Source organism: Arthrobacter sp. Soil_C_49 (genome assembly GCF_057656635.1).
Genome location: NZ_JBDGJZ010000013.1, coordinates 63,519 through 79,583, shown reverse-complemented (window position 1 = coordinate 79,583; position 16,065 = coordinate 63,519). Strand labels below are relative to the sequence as shown.

The following is a 16,065-nucleotide window of genomic DNA, read 5'->3' as shown; positions in this document are numbered from 1 at the left end:
GCCTTCCGGTTGGGGGGGTCTGAAAAAAGGTTATCCTGCTGGGGCCCATGCTCGCTCGCCAAGTGGCCCGTTGCATGCAAAAGGGGCGGCCACCGAAGTGGCCACCCCCTTGCAGTACCGGCTAGGAGCCGACGCGGAAACGCGTGAACGCGGTTCCCTTGACACCGGCCTCTTCGAGGACCTGTGCAACGGACTTCTTTGCGTCCTTGGCAAATGCCTGGTCAACCAGCACCTCGCCCTTGTAGAAGCCGGTCACGCGGCCTTCCACAATCTTGGTGAGTGCGGCTTCGGGCTTGCCCTCGGCCTTTGCGGTCTCTTCGGCGATGCGGCGCTCGGACTCGACCAGCTCGGACGGAACGTCCTCGCGGGTCAGGTAGTTCGGGGCCATGGCAGCGATGTGGACTGCAACGTCGTGGGCGGCGGTGGCAGCAGCTTCGCCTTCACCGTCAACAGCGAACAAGACGCCAACCTGGGCCGGGAGGTCCTTGGAGGTCTTGTGCAGGTAAGCGTCAACCGTTGCACCCTCAACGCGGGAGATGCGGCGGACAACAACCTTTTCGCCCAGGACGGCGCCTTCTTCGACGACGACCTCGGAGAGCGGCTTGCCGTCAACTTCGGTGGCCAGCAGGGTCTCGAGGTCGGCTGCGCCGGACTCGACGGCAACGGCCAGGACCTTGTCGGCCAGCTGGATGAACTTGTCAGCCTTGGCCACGAAGTCGGTCTCGCAGTTGACTTCGATCATCACGCCGACGCCGTTGCTGACCTTTGCGGCCACCAGGCCTTCAGCGGTGGAGCGGCCCTCGCGCTTGGTAGCGCCCTTGAGGCCCTTGATGCGGATGATTTCGATGGCCTTCTCGGCGTCACCGTTGGCTTCGTCAAGAGCCTTCTTGACGTCCATCATGCCGGCGCCGGTGCGCTCGCGCAGGGCCTTGATGTCCGCGGCAGTGTAGTTCGCCATGTGAACCCCTCTGTCTAGAAATGTGTTGTGGTGTACGGACTGACAGGACGGCAGCCCACGAAAGTGGGCCGCCATCCTGTCAGCAGTCCGGCGCCGCAGGCGGCACCGGGAAATCCGGATGTACTTGTGTTACTTGGCGTCTTCTGCCGGAGCAGCAGCGTCTTCTGCCGGAGCAGCCTCAGCGGCCGGTGCTGCAGCTTCTTCTGCCGGAGCGGCGGGAGCTGCTTCAGCCTTGCTGCCTTCGAGGAGTTCGCGCTCCCACTCGGCCAGCGGCTCTTCCGGAGCTTCGGTGGTGCCGGTGGCGCGGTTGTTGCGGGCGATGAGGCCCTCGGCAACGGCGTCGGCAACAACGCGGGTCAGGAGGTTCACGGAGCGGATGGCGTCGTCGTTGCCCGGGATCGGGAAGTCGACCTCGTCCGGATCGCAGTTGGTGTCCAGGATGGCCACAACCGGGATGTTCAGCTTCTTGGCCTCATCAACGGCGAGGTGTTCCTTCTTGGTGTCCACGATCCAGAGCACGGAGGGTGCCTTGGTCAGGTTGCGGATACCGCCGAGGTTGGACTCGAGCTTGGTGAGTTCACGCTTGAGGAGCAGGAGCTCCTTCTTGGTGTAAGCAGAGCCGGCGACGTCGTCGAAGTCGATTTCTTCGAGTTCCTTCATGCGCTGGATGCGCTTGGCGACGGTCTGGAAGTTGGTCAGCATACCGCCGAGCCAACGCTGGTTCACGTACGGCTGGCCCACGCGGGTTGCCTGCTCGGCAATTGCTTCCTGTGCCTGCTTCTTGGTGCCGACGAAGAGGACGGTGCCGCCGTGTGCAACGGTGGCCTTCACGAACTCGTAGGCGCGGTCGATGTAGGACAGCGACTGCTGAAGGTCGATGATGTAGATGCCGTTGCGCTCGGTGAAGATGAAGCGCTTCATCTTCGGGTTCCAACGGCGGGTCTGGTGTCCAAAGTGGACGCCGCTGTCAAGCAGCTGGCGCATGGTTACGACGGGCATGCCGGCGCTCCTTCCGGCAGGTCATTCATGAGAAACCCCTGGGGCTTCTTACCCTGCCAATAGTTGACGGTTGATTAGCGTGGCCCGGGCGGGCCGTGCTCCTGGCGTCCATCGCGCTTCCCATCAGGACCGTGGTCCTGACCGCAAGAAGCCCGATCCTCCTGAAGGAGGGCTGGACACGCGTAGTCAGCCGCTGCTCCCCCACACTCCTGAATGAGATGTGCCGACGCAGGCCGGACAGGGGCATGTACCTTGGGAAAAACCTTTGGGTAGCCGCTGGACGGATAGCGTTGAGGGCGCAGCAAACTGCTCCATCAAGTGTACTACAGGCACCCGCAGGCGGAGGACAGGGACGGGGACAGGGACGGGGACAGGGACGGGGACAGGCACGACGCCGGCACCGCACCTTATCCACATAGGCGGACCTGCCCCTGCCGGCAGCATTTCAACCGCCGCAGGCTGGACTTATGAAACCACCGGCATTGCTTGCGGCCCTGCTCCTGTTGCCCGCGTCCCTGGCCCCCACGGGGGAAGCACTGGAATTCGGCCCCGCATCCGCAGTGCCTGCGGCCATCATTGACGCACCATCGTGGCGGTGGCCGCTCTCCCCGCGCCCGGCCGTGCTGCGGCATTTTGACCCGCCGCCCAAGCCCTGGCTCAGCGGCCACCGCGGCGTGGACCTGGAATCAGCGTCCGGCGGCGTCCAGGTCACCTCGCCGGCCGCGGGCACCGTCAGCTTCGTGGGCGTCGTGGTGGACCGGCCGGTGATTACCATTGACCACGGCAACGGCCTGCGCAGCAGCTTCGAACCGGTGGAGAGCAGCCTGGCCGCTGGAAGCGTGGTGGCCGCCGGGCAGCCGCTCGGGACGCTGCTTCCAGGCCACTGCACTCCCACGTCCTGCCTCCACTGGGGCGTCCGGCGCGGTGACGACTACGTGAATCCGCTGCAGTTCGTGATGGACCTGCGGCCGTCCATCCTTCTGCCGCTGAGTTAGGAAGCAAACACCGGGCCCGGCAGGTCCTGACGATCCGGCTCAGACGATGGCGGAGATACCCGTGATGGCCCGTCCGGTCACCAGCGTGTTGATCTCGTGGGTTCCCTCATAGGAGTAGATGGCTTCGGCGTCGGCGAAGATCTTTGCCATTTCGAAGTCGGTCACGATGCCGTTGCCGCCCAGGAGGTTCCGGCCGATGGCCACGCTCTCACGCATCCTGGCCGTGGTGAACGCCTTGGCCAGCGCTGACTGCTCGTCCTTGGCCTCGCCGAGGTCCTCCAGCTGCGACAACCTCACCATCATGCCCATGGAGCTGACGGCATTGCCCAGGATCTGCACCAGCTGGCTCTGGACCAGCTGGAAGGAGGCCAGCGGCCGCCCGAACTGCTGGCGTTCCACGGCATAGCGGCGTGCCACGTCGAAGGCGGCCAGCTGCTGGCCCACGGCCTGCCAGGCGACGCCAAGGCGGGTGACTTTGAGGACCTTGTTGACGTCGCGGAAGCTGTTGGCGTGGGCAAGCTTGTAGAAGTCCGGGACCACCACGTTGTCCAGCGTAATATCGGCGTTCTGTACCGTCCGGAGGGCAATTTTGTTCTCGATCTTCGCCGCACTGAAACCCTCCAGCGCGGTGTCCACAAGGAAGCCTTTGACCCGGTTGTCTTCAACATCGCGGGCGTAGATCACCACCCAGTCGGAGAAGGTGGCGTTTCCAATCCAGCGCTTGGCACCGTTAAGGATCCAGGAGTCTCCCTCGCGCCTGGCGGTGGTCCGCGTCCCGCCGGCAACGTCCGATCCGCCGAGGGGTTCCGTCAGGCCGAAGGCCCCGATTTTCTTCATGGCGTAGATATCCGGGAGCCAGGCGTCCTGTTGTTCCTGGGAGGCCAGCGCTTCAATGGAGCCGGTGAAGAGCCCGTCATGCACGCCCATAAAAGTTGAGATGGACGCATCGGCGCGGGTCACCTCAGCGTGCATCAGGCCGGCGAAGAGGTTGGAGTGACCCTGCCGTCGAACAGGGCTGACGAGATCGATGTCCGCAAGTTTCGGAATGAGGTCCATGGGGAATTCGCCCCGGTTCCAGCAATCGACGGCGATCGGCTTGACCTCGCGGGCCAGGAAGTCGCGGACTTCCGCCAGCCGGTCCTGCTCCTTGGCGCTCAGCATTTGCTCGAACGCATAGAAGTCGCCGTCGGCGTAAGGCAGTTTGAGGTCGGCAGCGGAAGTGGACATGGTTACCTCGCAAGTGATCAGCACAATCGGCAGGGTTTAGAGTCTGACCAGCCAAACCCACTAAGTTACTGGTCAGTAACATACCCTAAGCCCGTCCCTGTTGCAACGGATGGACGGCCCTCGGCAACCACCGGAAGACCTGACGGATGAACCGCGCGACGAAGTTCTGTAACGTCAGAGCGCAACGGAGCAGTTACTCACCTGGGGGCAATGTCATGATTGATCCGCGTCGCGAGGCCGTCCTGATCCGGCAAAAGGAACAGCCGGGCGTAGAGGACAAAACGGCGGACGTGCTTAATTACGAAGTCGACGGGGACTACATCCACATCACGTTCCGGACGGGCGGCGCCGGGCGCAAGTACAGGTACCTCGCACGAAATGTCGTGGTTCTCCGTGACCCCGTCAGCACAAGCGTTGGCAACAGGACCTGTATACGCGTCCGCGGCCAAGGCGTGCATGGAGTCACGGAACTGTTGTGCTTCCAGAGTCCGGCTGGGACTTGGTGGAGATACTTCTTCTCGAGCGGGGCAGGCGAAAGCTATCGGACGGTGAGACAGGAAGAAATCAGCATTACCCGAGGCTCTCTCGTCAGGGATGAAGCATACGAAGTTCTGAACTACTGGCACGACGCGGTGTCCCACTTGGAGCAGGACGATCCACTGCGAGGGCCTTATAAGAAGTTTCAATCGATCCCCCAGGAGAGCGTCCTTGATCTATATCTTCGGGGAATTTCTCCTGACGCTGCCTCAGGGGACGAAGAATATATCTTCCCCTTTTCATCGAACCTCAGTCAGCGCGAAGCGCTCAGGAAGGGCCTCGCGCACCGTATCTCGGTGATCGATGGGCCGCCTGGGACGGGGAAAACACAGACAATACTCAACCTGGTGGCAAACATCATCCGCGTCCCCGGAAAGAGTGTGGGCATCGTGTCGTCCAACAACGCTGCCGTGGAAAACGTTCGTGACAAACTGGCCAATGAGGGCTTCGGGTATGTCGTTGCAGACCTGAGGCGGAACGACCTGAAACGTGATTTCTTCGAGCGCCAACACGTCGAAAATGCTGCTATGCAACGCGCGGCGGGAGCCTCAGCTGTGGCCATTTCGCCCGCGGGGAGGATTTCAGAACTCGACGGGCGCCTGCAGCGGCTGCAAGCGTTGGACAGGGAACTGGCCGGGAAGCGGCAGCAGTTGGATGCGTACAGGCTTGAACAACGCCATTTCAGCCGCCACGTCGCCAACCATGACCTGGCTCCTCTGCCGGCCTTGGCTCTCCTGCGAGGGCCCTCGAGTCGCATCCTTGAGTTCCTGGCGGAAACGGCATCCGTTCCAGCGAACGAACCCCCAGTGCGGAGGGTGTTCCGGCGAATCAGGAGCCGTTTCCGCTACGGCTCGACACGGGATATCGATGCCGGCGACACCGACGTAGTCATGCAGCTTCAAGCTGCCTACTACGACACCAAAATTCGTGAGCTGGAAGAGCAGATTGAGCAAGCGGCCGGATTCCTCACCGAAAACGACTTCCCCGCTCTCGAACGAGAACTAAAAGAATTATCGCGGCAAGCGCTCGAAGCAAGTTTGTATCGGCGTTATGCCGGCACCCGGCCGCGAAACTATGCGGAGGGCACGTACCTCAGGCAGTTCAAGGCATTTACCAACAGCTACCCAGTGGTCTTGAGTACTTGCCATTCGTTGCGGCGCAGCGTCCCCGACGGGTATTTGTTCGACTACCTGATCATCGATGAGGCCTCCCAGGTAGACCTGTTAGCAGCAGGACTGGCTCTTTCCTGCGCACGGAACGTGATCGTGGTCGGAGACCTGCAGCAACTCCAGCACATCCCCGTCATGGGAGCCGCCAAACGTGCCAGACCAGCGCCGGCGCCCAGCTACGACTATGGGAGACACAACATCCTCTCCTCCATCATTGAGCGCTTCGGTACCGGAGTTCCACGCACCATGCTCCGGGAACACTATCGTTGCGATCCTGCAATCATCGACTACTGCAACAGGAAGTTTTACGGCGGGCAGCTCATCCCCTATACAAAAAGTGATCCGGAAGGTGCTCCCCTGGTGGTCGTCCGGACAGCGCCGGGTAACCACATGCGGCAGCACCAGGGCGGAGGGCGAACTAACCAACGGGAAGCCGACGTCATCGCAAAGGAAGTGCTCGCGCGGTTTTGCTCAGGCGTTCCACACGAAGACATCGGCGTGGTCACGCCCTATCGCCGGCAAGTCGACAAGGTCGCTGAGGCCCTGCTCAACAACATCCAGGCCGACACGGTCCACAAATTCCAGGGCCGCGAAAAGGACATCATCATCATGAGCTCTGTCCTGGATGAGAGCAGAGACGGAAACTCCGGGGTTGAATTCGTGGATAACCCACAATTAGTAAACGTTGCGGTGTCCCGGGCCATCAAGCGGTTTGTCTTGGTCACAAACCATGACATGCTGCCGGCGAGCCGCCACCTTCGCGACCTGGTCCAGTTTATCCAGTACCAGGATCCCGACCACGGCGTCTTCGAAAGTGCAGTCCTGTCGGTGTTCGATCTCCTCTACAAAGAGTACTCAGCCCTCTTACAACCTTTGGCTGCCCGGATGCAGACCGCATCCGCCTTCGCTTCTGAGAACATCATGTGGACACTTCTCCTCGACATACTTGCCGAGGAACCGTACAAGGACTTCGCTATCGCCCGGCAGGTGGTCCTCCGCAACTTGCTGCCTAACCTGTCCGGTCTCACGACGGCGCAAGTCGCCTATGTACGGAACCGTGCCAGCGTGGACTTTGTAATCTACAACCGCATCACCTATCGGCCGGTCCTAGCCATTGAGGTCGACGGATTTGCCTTCCATGAAGGTGACGAAAAACAAAAAGTCCGGGACAACCTCAAGGACGAGATACTACGTGCGCACAGTGTCCAGCTACTACGGCTTCCGACTACCGGCAGCGGGGAACCGCATCTTATCCGCCAGAGGCTCTCGGCTGCGACGCTCCGAAAGCCATCGCACTCATAATGCTCAGCCTGACTTGCCTCAGACCTGCGAGCATTCGCTGCTGGGCTTGAACGGTGTCGCTGAACTTCCCGATACAAAGTAGGCTACTCGGACTTGAACCGAGGACCTTCGGATTACTAGTCCTTGGGATAGTTTCCTGCCAGAGCTGCGAAGTACCACGATTGACTATCCTGCCGCTATCCACCGCCTAGAATGGAAGGTTGACCCAGCTGCGCTGCGCTCTCGTGCAGGTCGTCATCGAACAGCCCTGCGTATGTGTCCAGCGTCAGCAGTGCAGTGGCATGGCCGGCGCTCCGCTGCACCACCTTGATGTTTGAGCCGACCCGTATATGCAGGCTGACTGCCGAGTGCCTGAGGTCGTGCGGCGTTAGCGAGGGAAAGCCCTCAGCGCCCGCCTGCGCTGCCGCCACCAGTGGGTTGAAACCGTCCCTCCTGAAGTTCTCCGCGCGCAGCGTGTGAACCTCTGAAGACGTGAACAGCAGCTCTTCGGGCCTGCGGCCCTCCATCGCCCTGGCGAGGCGCTCGGCCAGCTTGACGGGCAGTGGCACGACACGGCCCGCGCCGCCCTTGGGGTCCTCCTCGAAGTGCCCGCCAAGGTCATTGGGTACGTCAGAGATGGAGGACTCGACGTTAATGGACGGACTATCACCCAGGGTGAGACTCCCAACGCGCGGCGCGGCTAGTCCGCCGAACCGGAGGCCACACAGGCTGGCCGTCAGAAGCATGTCCTCGTTTCGACCCGCCTTGCCAACAAGGTAAGCCAGCTGCTCCATCGACAGGTAGACGTGATTGGTCCGCTTCTGCGCCCTGGGCCTGTAGTCGATGGAGCCATCGCGCAGCTTCGCGGGGTTGGTTGGTAGTAGGTTCAGCCTGACTGCGTAGCCCATGAGTTGAGAAGACAGCTTGGCCACCTGCCGCTTGACGCTGTCCCCTGCGGGGCCGTCGTCCGACTCCAGCCCGCCTATCCAGTCGGAGACGTCAGCTTGACGGACGCTGGCAGCGGTGTATGACCCCAGCGAGGCTGGACGTACTTGGCGAACTGCGCTCGGTGCTTGGCCTGCGTTGGGGGCGCCCACGGCCTGCCACGGGAACTCACGTTCAGCTTGAATGGCATCAGACGGGAAGCAGCAACAAAGTTCACAAGAAAAGACCCGACCATAAGTCGCTAACCTACCTATTCCAGTTCAGATCCGATAGCTAATGAACTCGACGCTTCCATCGGTCGACGGCGGGAGCCAGCAAGTGATGTGCCAGTGCGGCGGCTGCAAGCGAAAGTGGCACCGACCCCCAAGCGGCATCGATGAGCCTCCCGCCCACCGTCCACGCGCACACCACCATGATGGGGTAATGCCAGAGGTACAGCTCGTAACTGATTCGACCTATGTAGGCCACCGGACGTAGGGCCAGCATCCGATACAACGCGCTGTCGTGCGAGGTGGCCATGGCAGCGATAAGGGCGACAGACCCTGTGACGGCCAAGAGCAGCGCAATACTGATTGGCCCTTCAGCAGTCCTATAGGCAACCGCTACGGCAATCAGGACTAGGCCCGCCCAGCCCAACTGGGGCGGAACTCCAAGCCTACCGCGGTTCCACAGGAGAGCGGCTAGCGCGCACCCAATAAACAAGCCGCCAGCTCGAAGCAGTTCAGAAGGTCGGCCGCCTCCCAGCTCAATGGCTAGGTTGCAAGCCATCATAAGAGACCCTATGGAGGCGGCAACAACGGCCAGGCCCCGGCCGTAGCTGAATTTGCGGAAGAGTAGCAGGAGAGCGACCGGCCAGATGAGGTAGAACATCTCCTCGATACCCAAGGTCCATGTATGGCCCCACGCCTGCGAGAAGGGCCATCCTAAATCACGCGCTAGGGGTGTTGTATAGGTCAGCGCCAGCACATTGTCGATGAGCCAGACGAGTTGAGCCGGCGCGAAGGTCAAACCTGGGATGAAGATGACGGAGACTGCCAACAGCAGCGCGGGGTAGAGCCGGATGAGTCGCCTGACGTAAAAGCGTTTGAGGCGAATGCCACCCGTCTGGACGCGTTCACGTAGGAGAATCGTCGTGATCAGGAACCCTGACAGGACGAAAAATACATCTACCCCGACTGCCCCGCCAAACGGCACTGGGGTGACCATATGGTGAACAAATACTAGGGTCACCCCGATAGCGCGCACCCCGTCGAGGGCAGGGTTATAACCGGACGCTGGCCGCCCGGGCGGAACTGAGCCTAAGGCTTCCAACCGTACGGACATAGCGACCCCCCAAGTATGCAGCCAAAACATCCTGAGTTTACAGGTATGAAAGACCGGCATAGTGACGTAACTTCATGTCGTAGTACCGGCAGCAAATAGACCGGGGACTGCCTTGCAGACCCGGCATGCGGCAACGTACTGGCAAGCATCCCGCTTGCCAGTACGTTGCGAAGAGCCCCACTTCCCTTTGTTTATCAGGGAGGTGGGGCTCTTGCGGTTGTAGGGCTACTCGGACTTGAACCGAGGACCTTAGGATTATGAGTCCCGCGCTCTAACCAGCTGAGCTATAGCCCCCCGTGCCCCGGGCCGGCCCTCCTGAAAAGTGGAGATGCCTGCGGGGCAAAATTACTCTAGCAAACCGTGGGATGCGCTTAGACCACTTTGTCCTCGAAGCGTGCGCCCCGGTACAGGTCCTCGAAGGTCTGCAGGGTGCCTTCGATGCTGTGCGGCTCCACCATCTGCCGGCTGACCTTGCCCATGGCTGCACGCTGGTCTGCGGGCAGCTCCAGGATCAGGGTGAGCTTCTTGGCCAGGTCGTCGCTGTCCCCGGGGGTGAACAGGTATCCGTTTTCGCCGTCGCGGACCAGGTGTGGCAGGGCCATGGCGTCTGCGAGTACAACCGGGGTGGAGGCTGACATCGCTTCCAGGGTGACCAGTGACTGGAGCTCCGCAGTGCCTGGCATGCAGAACAGGTCGGCCCGGATGTAGGCTTTCCGCAGTTCCTCGTCGCTGGCCAGTCCCAGGAACTTCACCCGGTCCCCCAGCCCGAGCCGCTGGACGAGGTTTTCGAGGTTGGACCGCACCTCCCCGCCACCCACGATCTCCAGGTGCACCTTCAGCTCGGAGGGCGTCTTGCTGACGGCCTCGATCAGCACGTCCACGTGCTTTTCCTCCGCCAGGCGGCCCACGAACAACACCGTGGGGTGCGGGTGCGGTTCGATCTGCTCGCCGGGCTGCAGTTCGTAGGCCGCGGAGTCAATGCCGTTGGAGAGCGGAAGGACCTTGCGCAGGAAAGCGTGCTGGTGCATGGCCTTGGCCGCCAGCGGCGTGGGGGTGGTCACCACGTCCGCCTGGCCCATGACCTTGCCCATGTCCTTCCAGGAGATGCGCCCGATGATGTTCTTGAACCACTGGGGGAACGGCAGGAACGGGTTGAGGTTTTCCGGCATGAAGTGGTTGGTGGCGACGATCCGGATGCCGCGCCGGACAGCTTCGTAGAGGACGTGTTCACCGATCATGTAGTGGCTCTGGATGTGCACCACATCGGGCTGGACGCGGTCGAAGAGGAGGCTGATTTCCTTCTTGATTTCCCAGGGGAAGCAGATCCGGAAGTACTCGTGCGTGGGGACACCGTGCGAGCGGAGCCGGTGGACCGTTGCCTCTGACCGGAATTCCGTGAAGCTCTTCCCGTTGTCCGCCCGGCAGGCCAGCACGTGCACGTTGTGGCCGCGGCCGGACATTCCCTTCGCCAGGCGGTAGCCGAACTGGGCTGCGCCGTTGATATGCGGCGGATAGGTGTCAGCAGCAATCAGGATGGTCAGGGGTTGCTGGTCTGCGGGCGTGGTCACGTGGAGGGCTCCTGATGGTCACGGTGCGGACAGCTGGTACTGACAGCACGGCCGGCCGCGGCTGGCGCCGGGGCCTCGTGTATTTACTGGCTGGAAGGGACGGGCTGGAAACTGGTCGGCAGGAACTATAGGACCGGCTTGCCCGCGGTTCGTCGCGCGTCCTTCTTGCGCTTCGTGACCTCGGGGTGGTGCCGGGAAAGGGCGATTACCCCCACGATAGCAAGGGAAGCGGCAGTTCCCATGGCAATGGCCATCACGGCGTGCACATCCGGACGGAGTTCTCCGAGGATGACAATCCCGATGGCGATTCCCACCAAGGGATCAATGACCGTCAGTCCCGCGATGACCAGGTCCGGCGGTCCTGAGGAGTAGGCGTTTTGGACAAACCATGACCCCAGTCCTCCTGCGGCGATGAGGGCAACCACTGAGTACCACTGCACGTTCAGCAGGAAGAGCCCGTTCGGATCGAGCAGGTGCTTGCCGATGATCCGGGTGAGTACGGCCACGAATCCAAAGAGCACCCCTGCCCCCAGAATGTAGACGAAGGCGTTGATCCGGTGCTTGAACATCACCGCCAACGTGCCGAAGAGGCCGACGGCGAGGGCCAGCAGCAGCACGATGGTGAGTTCGTCCGCGACGCTCACATGGTGGTTCTCCTGGGTGACGTTGACCGCGAGGATGACAAAGAGCGCCGAGCCTGTCACGCAGGCTGAGATGGCAACCACCGTTGCCCGGTTGATCGTCAGGTCCTGGTCCTTGGCATTGATGATGGTGGTGATCACCAGCGCGATGGCCCCGATGGGCTGGACGACGGTAAGCGGGGCTGACACAAGGGCCACGGCGTTCATGGCCATTCCGGCACCCAGCAGGAGGAGGCCAAACACCCAGCGCGGGTTCCTCAGCAGGCGGAGGAACCCGTTCGAGCTCAGGGCCAGTCCCCCGGTGTCGGCTTTGACGGCGCTTCCCTGGCGCTGGGCACCCAGGGCGAGGCAGAAAGCCCCGAGAAGCGCCAGTACAACGGCTACCCACACCATCAGGCGGTCCCGCCGTCGTGATGCAGCTTTCTGCCTTTGCGCAGGATGGCCCAGAAGTAGTTGTAGGCGGCGATCCAATGGCCGATCAGGCCAAGCCCCAGCACAATCCACGCCGCGACAAACAGCTCATCGGACCATCCCGTGTCCAGGCGCGAGAGGACCAGCAGCGGAGTGCCGAGCAGCAGCAGGCCGGTGCGGACCTTTCCCACCACGCTCACCGGAAGGTCCGGGTGGCCGCGGAAGAAGGACAACGTCAGCGCCAGCAGGATGGCGTCCGGGATAACCAGCGCGGCAAGGTAGAGCCAGTGGACGACGCCGGCAATCACCAGGGTGACGGCGACGGCTATCAGCGCCAGGCGGTCGGCAATGGGATCCAGGACCCGGCCGAGCTTGGAAGCCTGGTCGAAGCGGCGGGCAACGTAGCCGTCAATCCAGTCGGTGCCGGCCATAACCGCCAGGACCACCACACCGGCGGCGTATTCCTTCCGCCCCAGGACCAGCCAAATGAACAGGGGCACGCCCATAAAGCGCACCACGGTGAGCAGGTTGGGGATAGTGAAAACGCGGTCGTGGTCCACTTGGGGGCGGCCGGGACGGGAGCCGGCACCGATGAACTTCATCCCGTCCCCTTCCTTCCCGCTGCCCTCCGGCACCTACCAACGATTTGTATTGTGCCCGTGCATTACAGGCTGCCGGAGCAGCCCTGCAGAGGCGGTTCTAGTACGTCCGCAGGAGCTTGCGGACCAGCACAATGAAGACCGTTCCGGCGGCCGCGAGGGCAGCCAGCGGCTTCCACCGGTCGCCCAGGCCGCCGGCGGACTCTGAAAGACCAGCCAGCCGGCGAGCGGCGAGGTCTTTGCCGCGGCCCGCGAGGACCTGGCCTTCACGCAGCTTCCCCTGCGCGGCGGCCAGCAGGAACTGGGCCTGGGTTTTGACGTCGAGCTCCTCACCGAGGTCGTCGCGCACCTCGGTGAGGTGGTGACGGCGCTGGCCGAGGCGCCGGGCGAGTTCCGGCTCCGAGGCCTGCGGGAATTCCTTGCTGTGCTCCGCAGCTTTGGCTTCCTTCTCAGCTTTGGCCTTGGCAGCCGCCTCCGCCTTGGCCGCCTTGGCGGCTTTCGCCTCCGGGCTCTGGGGATCCAGCAGCGCGGGGTTGAAGGCCGATCCTTCTTTGGCGACGCCGATGTCGTACTTGATGCCGCGGATGGTCTCCTCCGGCAGCAGCGGCATGGCCTTCTTGAACCGGCTGACGCCGATCAGGCCGCCAATAAGTGCAATGAGCAGGAACGCCGCGGAAACCAGCAGGGCAGCCAGCCAGGCGGGCATGATGGTGGCCAGGCCCATGATGGCGGCAACGATCAGGGCCACCACGAGGAAGAGGGCAAAAATCAGGGCGACGGCGAGGAACGCGGCGGCAACTCCGACCTGGACACCTTTGCGCTTGAGCTCGATCTTTGCGAAGGCGATCTCGTCGTTCAGCTGGCGGGGCGCCAGCCGGAAAAGGAGTTTAAGCGTCCCGGGCAGCGCGGCGATGCGCACTCCCTGGCTGGTCCGCCCGCTGTGACGTCCGCTCATCGGTCCCGCCTTACTGTTTCATGGTGGATTCGGCTTCCATGGCTGCGGGAGGATGCAGCTGCACCGTCCCCGCCCCCAAAACTACCATTCAGGTTCAGGGCCAACTTCGGGGCTTGCCGGACGGCGTGGCCTACAACGCTGCAAAAATCCCCAGGCCCGGGCCTAGGATTGATATCTGTGACCATTCCCAGCAATCCGGGCGATCTGTTGACCCGCCGCCGCAAACTCCTGTACATCCTTCTTCTCGGCGCCCTGACTGCCCTGGGTCCGTTCACGATCGACCTCTACCTTCCGGCCTTTCCCGCACTTGAGGAGAGCCTGGGCGTCACGGAAGCCCAGGTTCAGCTGACCTTGGCCGGGACCACGGTGGGTTTTGCCTTCGGCCAGCTGGTGGTTGGACCGTTCAGTGACAAAGTAGGCCGGCGGATGCCGCTGATCCTGGCTACGGCACTGCACATTGCGGCGTCGCTGGGCGCCGCACTGTCCTCTGACATCACCACCTTGGGCATCTTCCGCGTCCTGATGGGTGTTGGGGCAGCCGGCGGCGGCGTGGTGGCCATGGCCATGGTGCGGGACCTGTTCTCCGGTTACGCCATGGTGAAAATGTTCTCCCGCATGTCCCTGGTCAACGGGCTGGCACCGATCCTGGCTCCGGTGATCGGTTCGCAGCTGCTCCTGGTGATGCCGTGGCCGGGGATCTTTGTGTTCCTCGCCGCGTACGGCACGATCGTCATTGTCGCTGCCCTGTTCCTGGTGCGGGAGACGCTGCCGCCGGAAAAGCGCCAGCAGAGCGGCATGACCGTTGGCCAGCGCTACCGCATACTTTTCAGCGACAGGATTTTTGTTGGCCTGTTGATGGTGGCAGGCATGAACTTCGGCGGCCTGTTTACCTACCTCTCGGCCTCCCCCTTCCTGTTCCAGGACGTGTTCGGCTTCTCCGCCCAGGAGTACGGCCTGCTCTTCGGCATCAATTCCCTGGGGATCGTGGCCGGGATCCAGACCAGTGCGCGCCTGATCCGGCGGGTGCCGCCGCAGTGGATCCTTGCCGGCGCCACGGCCTGGACCTTCCTGATGGCCATGCTGATCGTGCTGTTCGACCAGCTTGGGTTCGGTCTCTGGGGCGTGATGGTCCCCCTGTGGTTCTACATTATGGGAACGGGCTTTATGTTCCCCTGCGTGCAGGTCCTCGCTTTGGCCGGCCATGCCGCGCAGGCCGGTACCGCAGCCTCCCTCCTGGGCGCCGCGACCTTCCTGACGGCCGGGCTTATCTCCCCGGTGGTCGGATGGCTGGGCATCACCAGCGCCACCCCGATGGGCGCCGTCCAGGCCGCCTGCATCCTGCTGGCCATCGCGGCCCTGTGGCTCGTGGTCCGGCCCCGCACGGTCCCTTCCATACACTGACGCCGATCTACTGACCCGGATGCCTCAGAACCCAGCCAGGCGAAAGCCGCACCGGAACCCCCGGGGACTCTTCCTCGGGGCGGTGCTGGGCGCCGTCGTGGGCTATTTCGCCGGACGGGCCCTGGGCAATCCGGCCATGGGCATTGTGCTGGGTATGCTGGCCGGCTCCGCGCTGCTGTACCGGGTCAACCCGGGCCCCTGGAACCGCCCCTAAACCCCTTCGTGCCGCACTGAGCCGTACCGAGCCGTGCCACGCCCTGCCACGCCCGCTGTGCCGCGCCGGCTGCCGCCAGGCGCCCCTCCCGCGATAAAATGTTGTTCGTGCCCAGCTGGCAGGATCAACCGCAGCTCCCGGCCACGTGGCAACGGTGCGATACCCGGATCCTGCCACTGTGGTGGGAGCGGTTATGTGCCCGGAGCGGCGAGCAGTCAGCCGCCCTCTACGCTGCAGGACTGTTTACCGAAGACCGCCGCCGGCCGATCGCCCAGTGGTACAACCCCGCCTCCAATGCTGCGCTCCTGGTGGCCCCGGAAACCTCCCCCGAATGGCCCGTGCAGCGCTTCGGCATCTTCTACGCGCCGCCGGACACAGGATTTGTCCGGATCCATTCCGCACCGCATGAGTGGAACCCGCGCCAGCCTCGGAAGTCGCCCACCGAAAAGGAGGCGTTCCTGGCCGCCATCGCGGAAGCTGAGCGCTTCCTGCAGGTGGAAATGGACTTCGTCTGAAAGCAAAAAATCCCCGCTCCTGCCTTGGGCAGGAACGGGGATTTTTCTTGTTGCTCCTCCTGCTGGACTTGAACCAGCAACCCTTCGATTAACAGTCGAATGCTCTGCCAATTGAGCTAAGGAGGAATGAAGCAGGTATGACATTAGCAAAGGATCCGCACCAAAGTGAAATCGGCGGTTTTGCGGGCCGTACGGCCGCTTCCGGGCATAAAAAATCCCCGTTCCGGATGCCCGGAACGGGGATTGTGCGCTCCTCCTGCTGGACTTGAACCAGCAACCCTTCGATTAACAGTCGAATGCTCTGCCAATTGAGCTAAGGAGGAATGA

Annotated in this window: 14 protein-coding genes and 3 tRNA genes; 5 read left to right on the top strand and 12 right to left on the bottom strand. The window is 62.7% G+C overall.

All coding sequences use genetic code 11. From position 1 onward, the window contains the following. Window positions 1–121 precede the first annotated feature (121 nt). Window positions 122–958, bottom strand: coding sequence for a translation elongation factor Ts (gene tsf / locus AC3A4Z_RS18070; RefSeq protein ID WP_133349998.1), 837 nt, complete (start codon window positions 956–958; stop codon window positions 122–124). A 129-nt stretch (window positions 959–1,087) separates the two neighbouring features. After that, window positions 1,088–1,957, bottom strand: a complete 870-nt coding sequence (gene rpsB / locus AC3A4Z_RS18065; protein ID WP_050055741.1) for a 30S ribosomal protein S2 — start codon at window positions 1,955–1,957, stop codon at window positions 1,088–1,090. Between the two features lie 467 nt (window positions 1,958–2,424). Between rpsB and AC3A4Z_RS18060 the strand changes: the two genes are divergently transcribed. Then, window positions 2,425–2,952: a M23 family metallopeptidase gene (locus AC3A4Z_RS18060; protein WP_498712997.1), complete on the top strand. Its 528-nt coding sequence runs from the start codon at window positions 2,425–2,427 to the stop codon at window positions 2,950–2,952. A 39-nt stretch (window positions 2,953–2,991) separates the two neighbouring features. On the opposite strand, the gene AC3A4Z_RS18055 is transcribed toward AC3A4Z_RS18060, so the two are convergent. Further along, a complete protein-coding gene (locus tag AC3A4Z_RS18055; protein ID WP_498712995.1) occupies window positions 2,992–4,179 on the bottom strand; it encodes an acyl-CoA dehydrogenase family protein in 1,188 nt (395 codons plus the stop codon). 215 nt (window positions 4,180–4,394) lie between these two features. On the opposite strand from AC3A4Z_RS18055, the gene AC3A4Z_RS18050 reads away from it, so the two are divergent. Beyond that, entirely contained in the window at window positions 4,395–7,187 is a 2,793-nt protein-coding gene (locus tag AC3A4Z_RS18050; protein WP_498712994.1) for an AAA domain-containing protein, read from the top strand. Window positions 7,188–7,363: 176 nt separating this feature from the next. On the opposite strand, the gene AC3A4Z_RS18045 is transcribed toward AC3A4Z_RS18050, so the two are convergent. From AC3A4Z_RS18045 to AC3A4Z_RS18015, 7 genes are all read right to left on the bottom strand, one after another. Beyond that, the gene (locus AC3A4Z_RS18045) at window positions 7,364–8,263 is read right to left on the bottom strand and encodes a tyrosine-type recombinase/integrase (RefSeq protein ID WP_498712993.1); all 900 of its coding nucleotides are present in this window, start codon (window positions 8,261–8,263) and stop codon (window positions 7,364–7,366) included. Between the two features lie 121 nt (window positions 8,264–8,384). Further along, window positions 8,385–9,434, bottom strand: a complete 1,050-nt coding sequence (locus tag AC3A4Z_RS18040; protein WP_498712992.1) for an acyltransferase family protein — start codon at window positions 9,432–9,434, stop codon at window positions 8,385–8,387. Between the two features lie 220 nt (window positions 9,435–9,654). Next, window positions 9,655–9,728: transfer RNA gene (locus tag AC3A4Z_RS18035), tRNA-Ile, on the bottom strand. 77 nt (window positions 9,729–9,805) lie between these two features. After that, entirely contained in the window at window positions 9,806–11,002 is a 1,197-nt protein-coding gene (locus AC3A4Z_RS18030; RefSeq protein ID WP_498712991.1) for a glycosyltransferase, read from the bottom strand. A 125-nt stretch (window positions 11,003–11,127) separates the two neighbouring features. Then, window positions 11,128–12,036 carry a DMT family transporter gene (locus AC3A4Z_RS18025; RefSeq protein WP_493970486.1) on the bottom strand — a complete coding sequence of 303 codons (909 nt, stop codon included), beginning with the start codon at window positions 12,034–12,036 and terminating at the stop codon, window positions 11,128–11,130. Next, window positions 12,036–12,656 (bottom strand): CDP-alcohol phosphatidyltransferase family protein, encoded by a 621-nt coding sequence (locus AC3A4Z_RS18020; protein ID WP_498712990.1) that lies wholly within the window; start codon window positions 12,654–12,656, stop codon window positions 12,036–12,038. The genes AC3A4Z_RS18025 and AC3A4Z_RS18020 overlap by 1 nt, the downstream gene beginning before the upstream one ends. 97 nt (window positions 12,657–12,753) lie before the next feature. Continuing rightward, entirely contained in the window at window positions 12,754–13,608 is an 855-nt protein-coding gene (locus AC3A4Z_RS18015) for a phage holin family protein (RefSeq protein ID WP_498712989.1), read from the bottom strand. A 177-nt stretch (window positions 13,609–13,785) separates the two neighbouring features. Between AC3A4Z_RS18015 and AC3A4Z_RS18010 the strand changes: the two genes are divergently transcribed. The 3 genes from AC3A4Z_RS18010 (at window position 13,786) to AC3A4Z_RS18000 (ending at window position 15,738) form a co-directional block, all read left to right on the top strand. Beyond that, a complete protein-coding gene (locus AC3A4Z_RS18010) occupies window positions 13,786–15,009 on the top strand; it encodes a multidrug effflux MFS transporter (RefSeq protein WP_498712988.1) in 1,224 nt (407 codons plus the stop codon). 19 nt (window positions 15,010–15,028) lie between these two features. Continuing rightward, window positions 15,029–15,223 carry a hypothetical protein gene (locus AC3A4Z_RS18005; RefSeq protein ID WP_142044722.1) on the top strand — a complete coding sequence of 65 codons (195 nt, stop codon included), beginning with the start codon at window positions 15,029–15,031 and terminating at the stop codon, window positions 15,221–15,223. A gap of 107 nt (window positions 15,224–15,330) precedes the next feature. Beyond that, window positions 15,331–15,738 carry a hypothetical protein gene (locus AC3A4Z_RS18000; protein WP_498712987.1) on the top strand — a complete coding sequence of 136 codons (408 nt, stop codon included), beginning with the start codon at window positions 15,331–15,333 and terminating at the stop codon, window positions 15,736–15,738. A gap of 53 nt (window positions 15,739–15,791) precedes the next feature. On the opposite strand, the gene AC3A4Z_RS17995 is transcribed toward AC3A4Z_RS18000, so the two are convergent. Further along, a tRNA-Asn gene (locus tag AC3A4Z_RS17995) sits at window positions 15,792–15,864 on the bottom strand. 124 nt (window positions 15,865–15,988) lie between these two features. Further along, window positions 15,989–16,061 (bottom strand) — tRNA-Asn (locus AC3A4Z_RS17990). Between the last annotated feature and the right edge of the window lie 4 nt (window positions 16,062–16,065).

Coding starts and splice junctions, on each gene's coding strand:
- AC3A4Z_RS18005 (WP_142044722.1), top strand. CDS start 15,029: ATGCCTCAGAACCCAGCCAGGCGAAAGCCGCACCGGAACCCCCGGGGA.
- AC3A4Z_RS18060 (WP_498712997.1), top strand. CDS start 2,425: ATGAAACCACCGGCATTGCTTGCGGCCCTGCTCCTGTTGCCCGCGTCC.
- AC3A4Z_RS18050 (WP_498712994.1), top strand. CDS start 4,395: ATGATTGATCCGCGTCGCGAGGCCGTCCTGATCCGGCAAAAGGAACAG.
- AC3A4Z_RS18025 (WP_493970486.1), bottom strand. CDS start 12,036: ATGGTGTGGGTAGCCGTTGTACTGGCGCTTCTCGGGGCTTTCTGCCTC.
- AC3A4Z_RS18020 (WP_498712990.1), bottom strand. CDS start 12,656: ATGAAGTTCATCGGTGCCGGCTCCCGTCCCGGCCGCCCCCAAGTGGAC.
- AC3A4Z_RS18055 (WP_498712995.1), bottom strand. CDS start 4,179: ATGTCCACTTCCGCTGCCGACCTCAAACTGCCTTACGCCGACGGCGAC.
- AC3A4Z_RS18015 (WP_498712989.1), bottom strand. CDS start 13,608: ATGAGCGGACGTCACAGCGGGCGGACCAGCCAGGGAGTGCGCATCGCC.
- AC3A4Z_RS18040 (WP_498712992.1), bottom strand. CDS start 9,434: ATGTCCGTACGGTTGGAAGCCTTAGGCTCAGTTCCGCCCGGGCGGCCA.
- tsf (WP_133349998.1), bottom strand. CDS start 958: ATGGCGAACTACACTGCCGCGGACATCAAGGCCCTGCGCGAGCGCACC.
- rpsB (WP_050055741.1), bottom strand. CDS start 1,957: ATGCCCGTCGTAACCATGCGCCAGCTGCTTGACAGCGGCGTCCACTTT.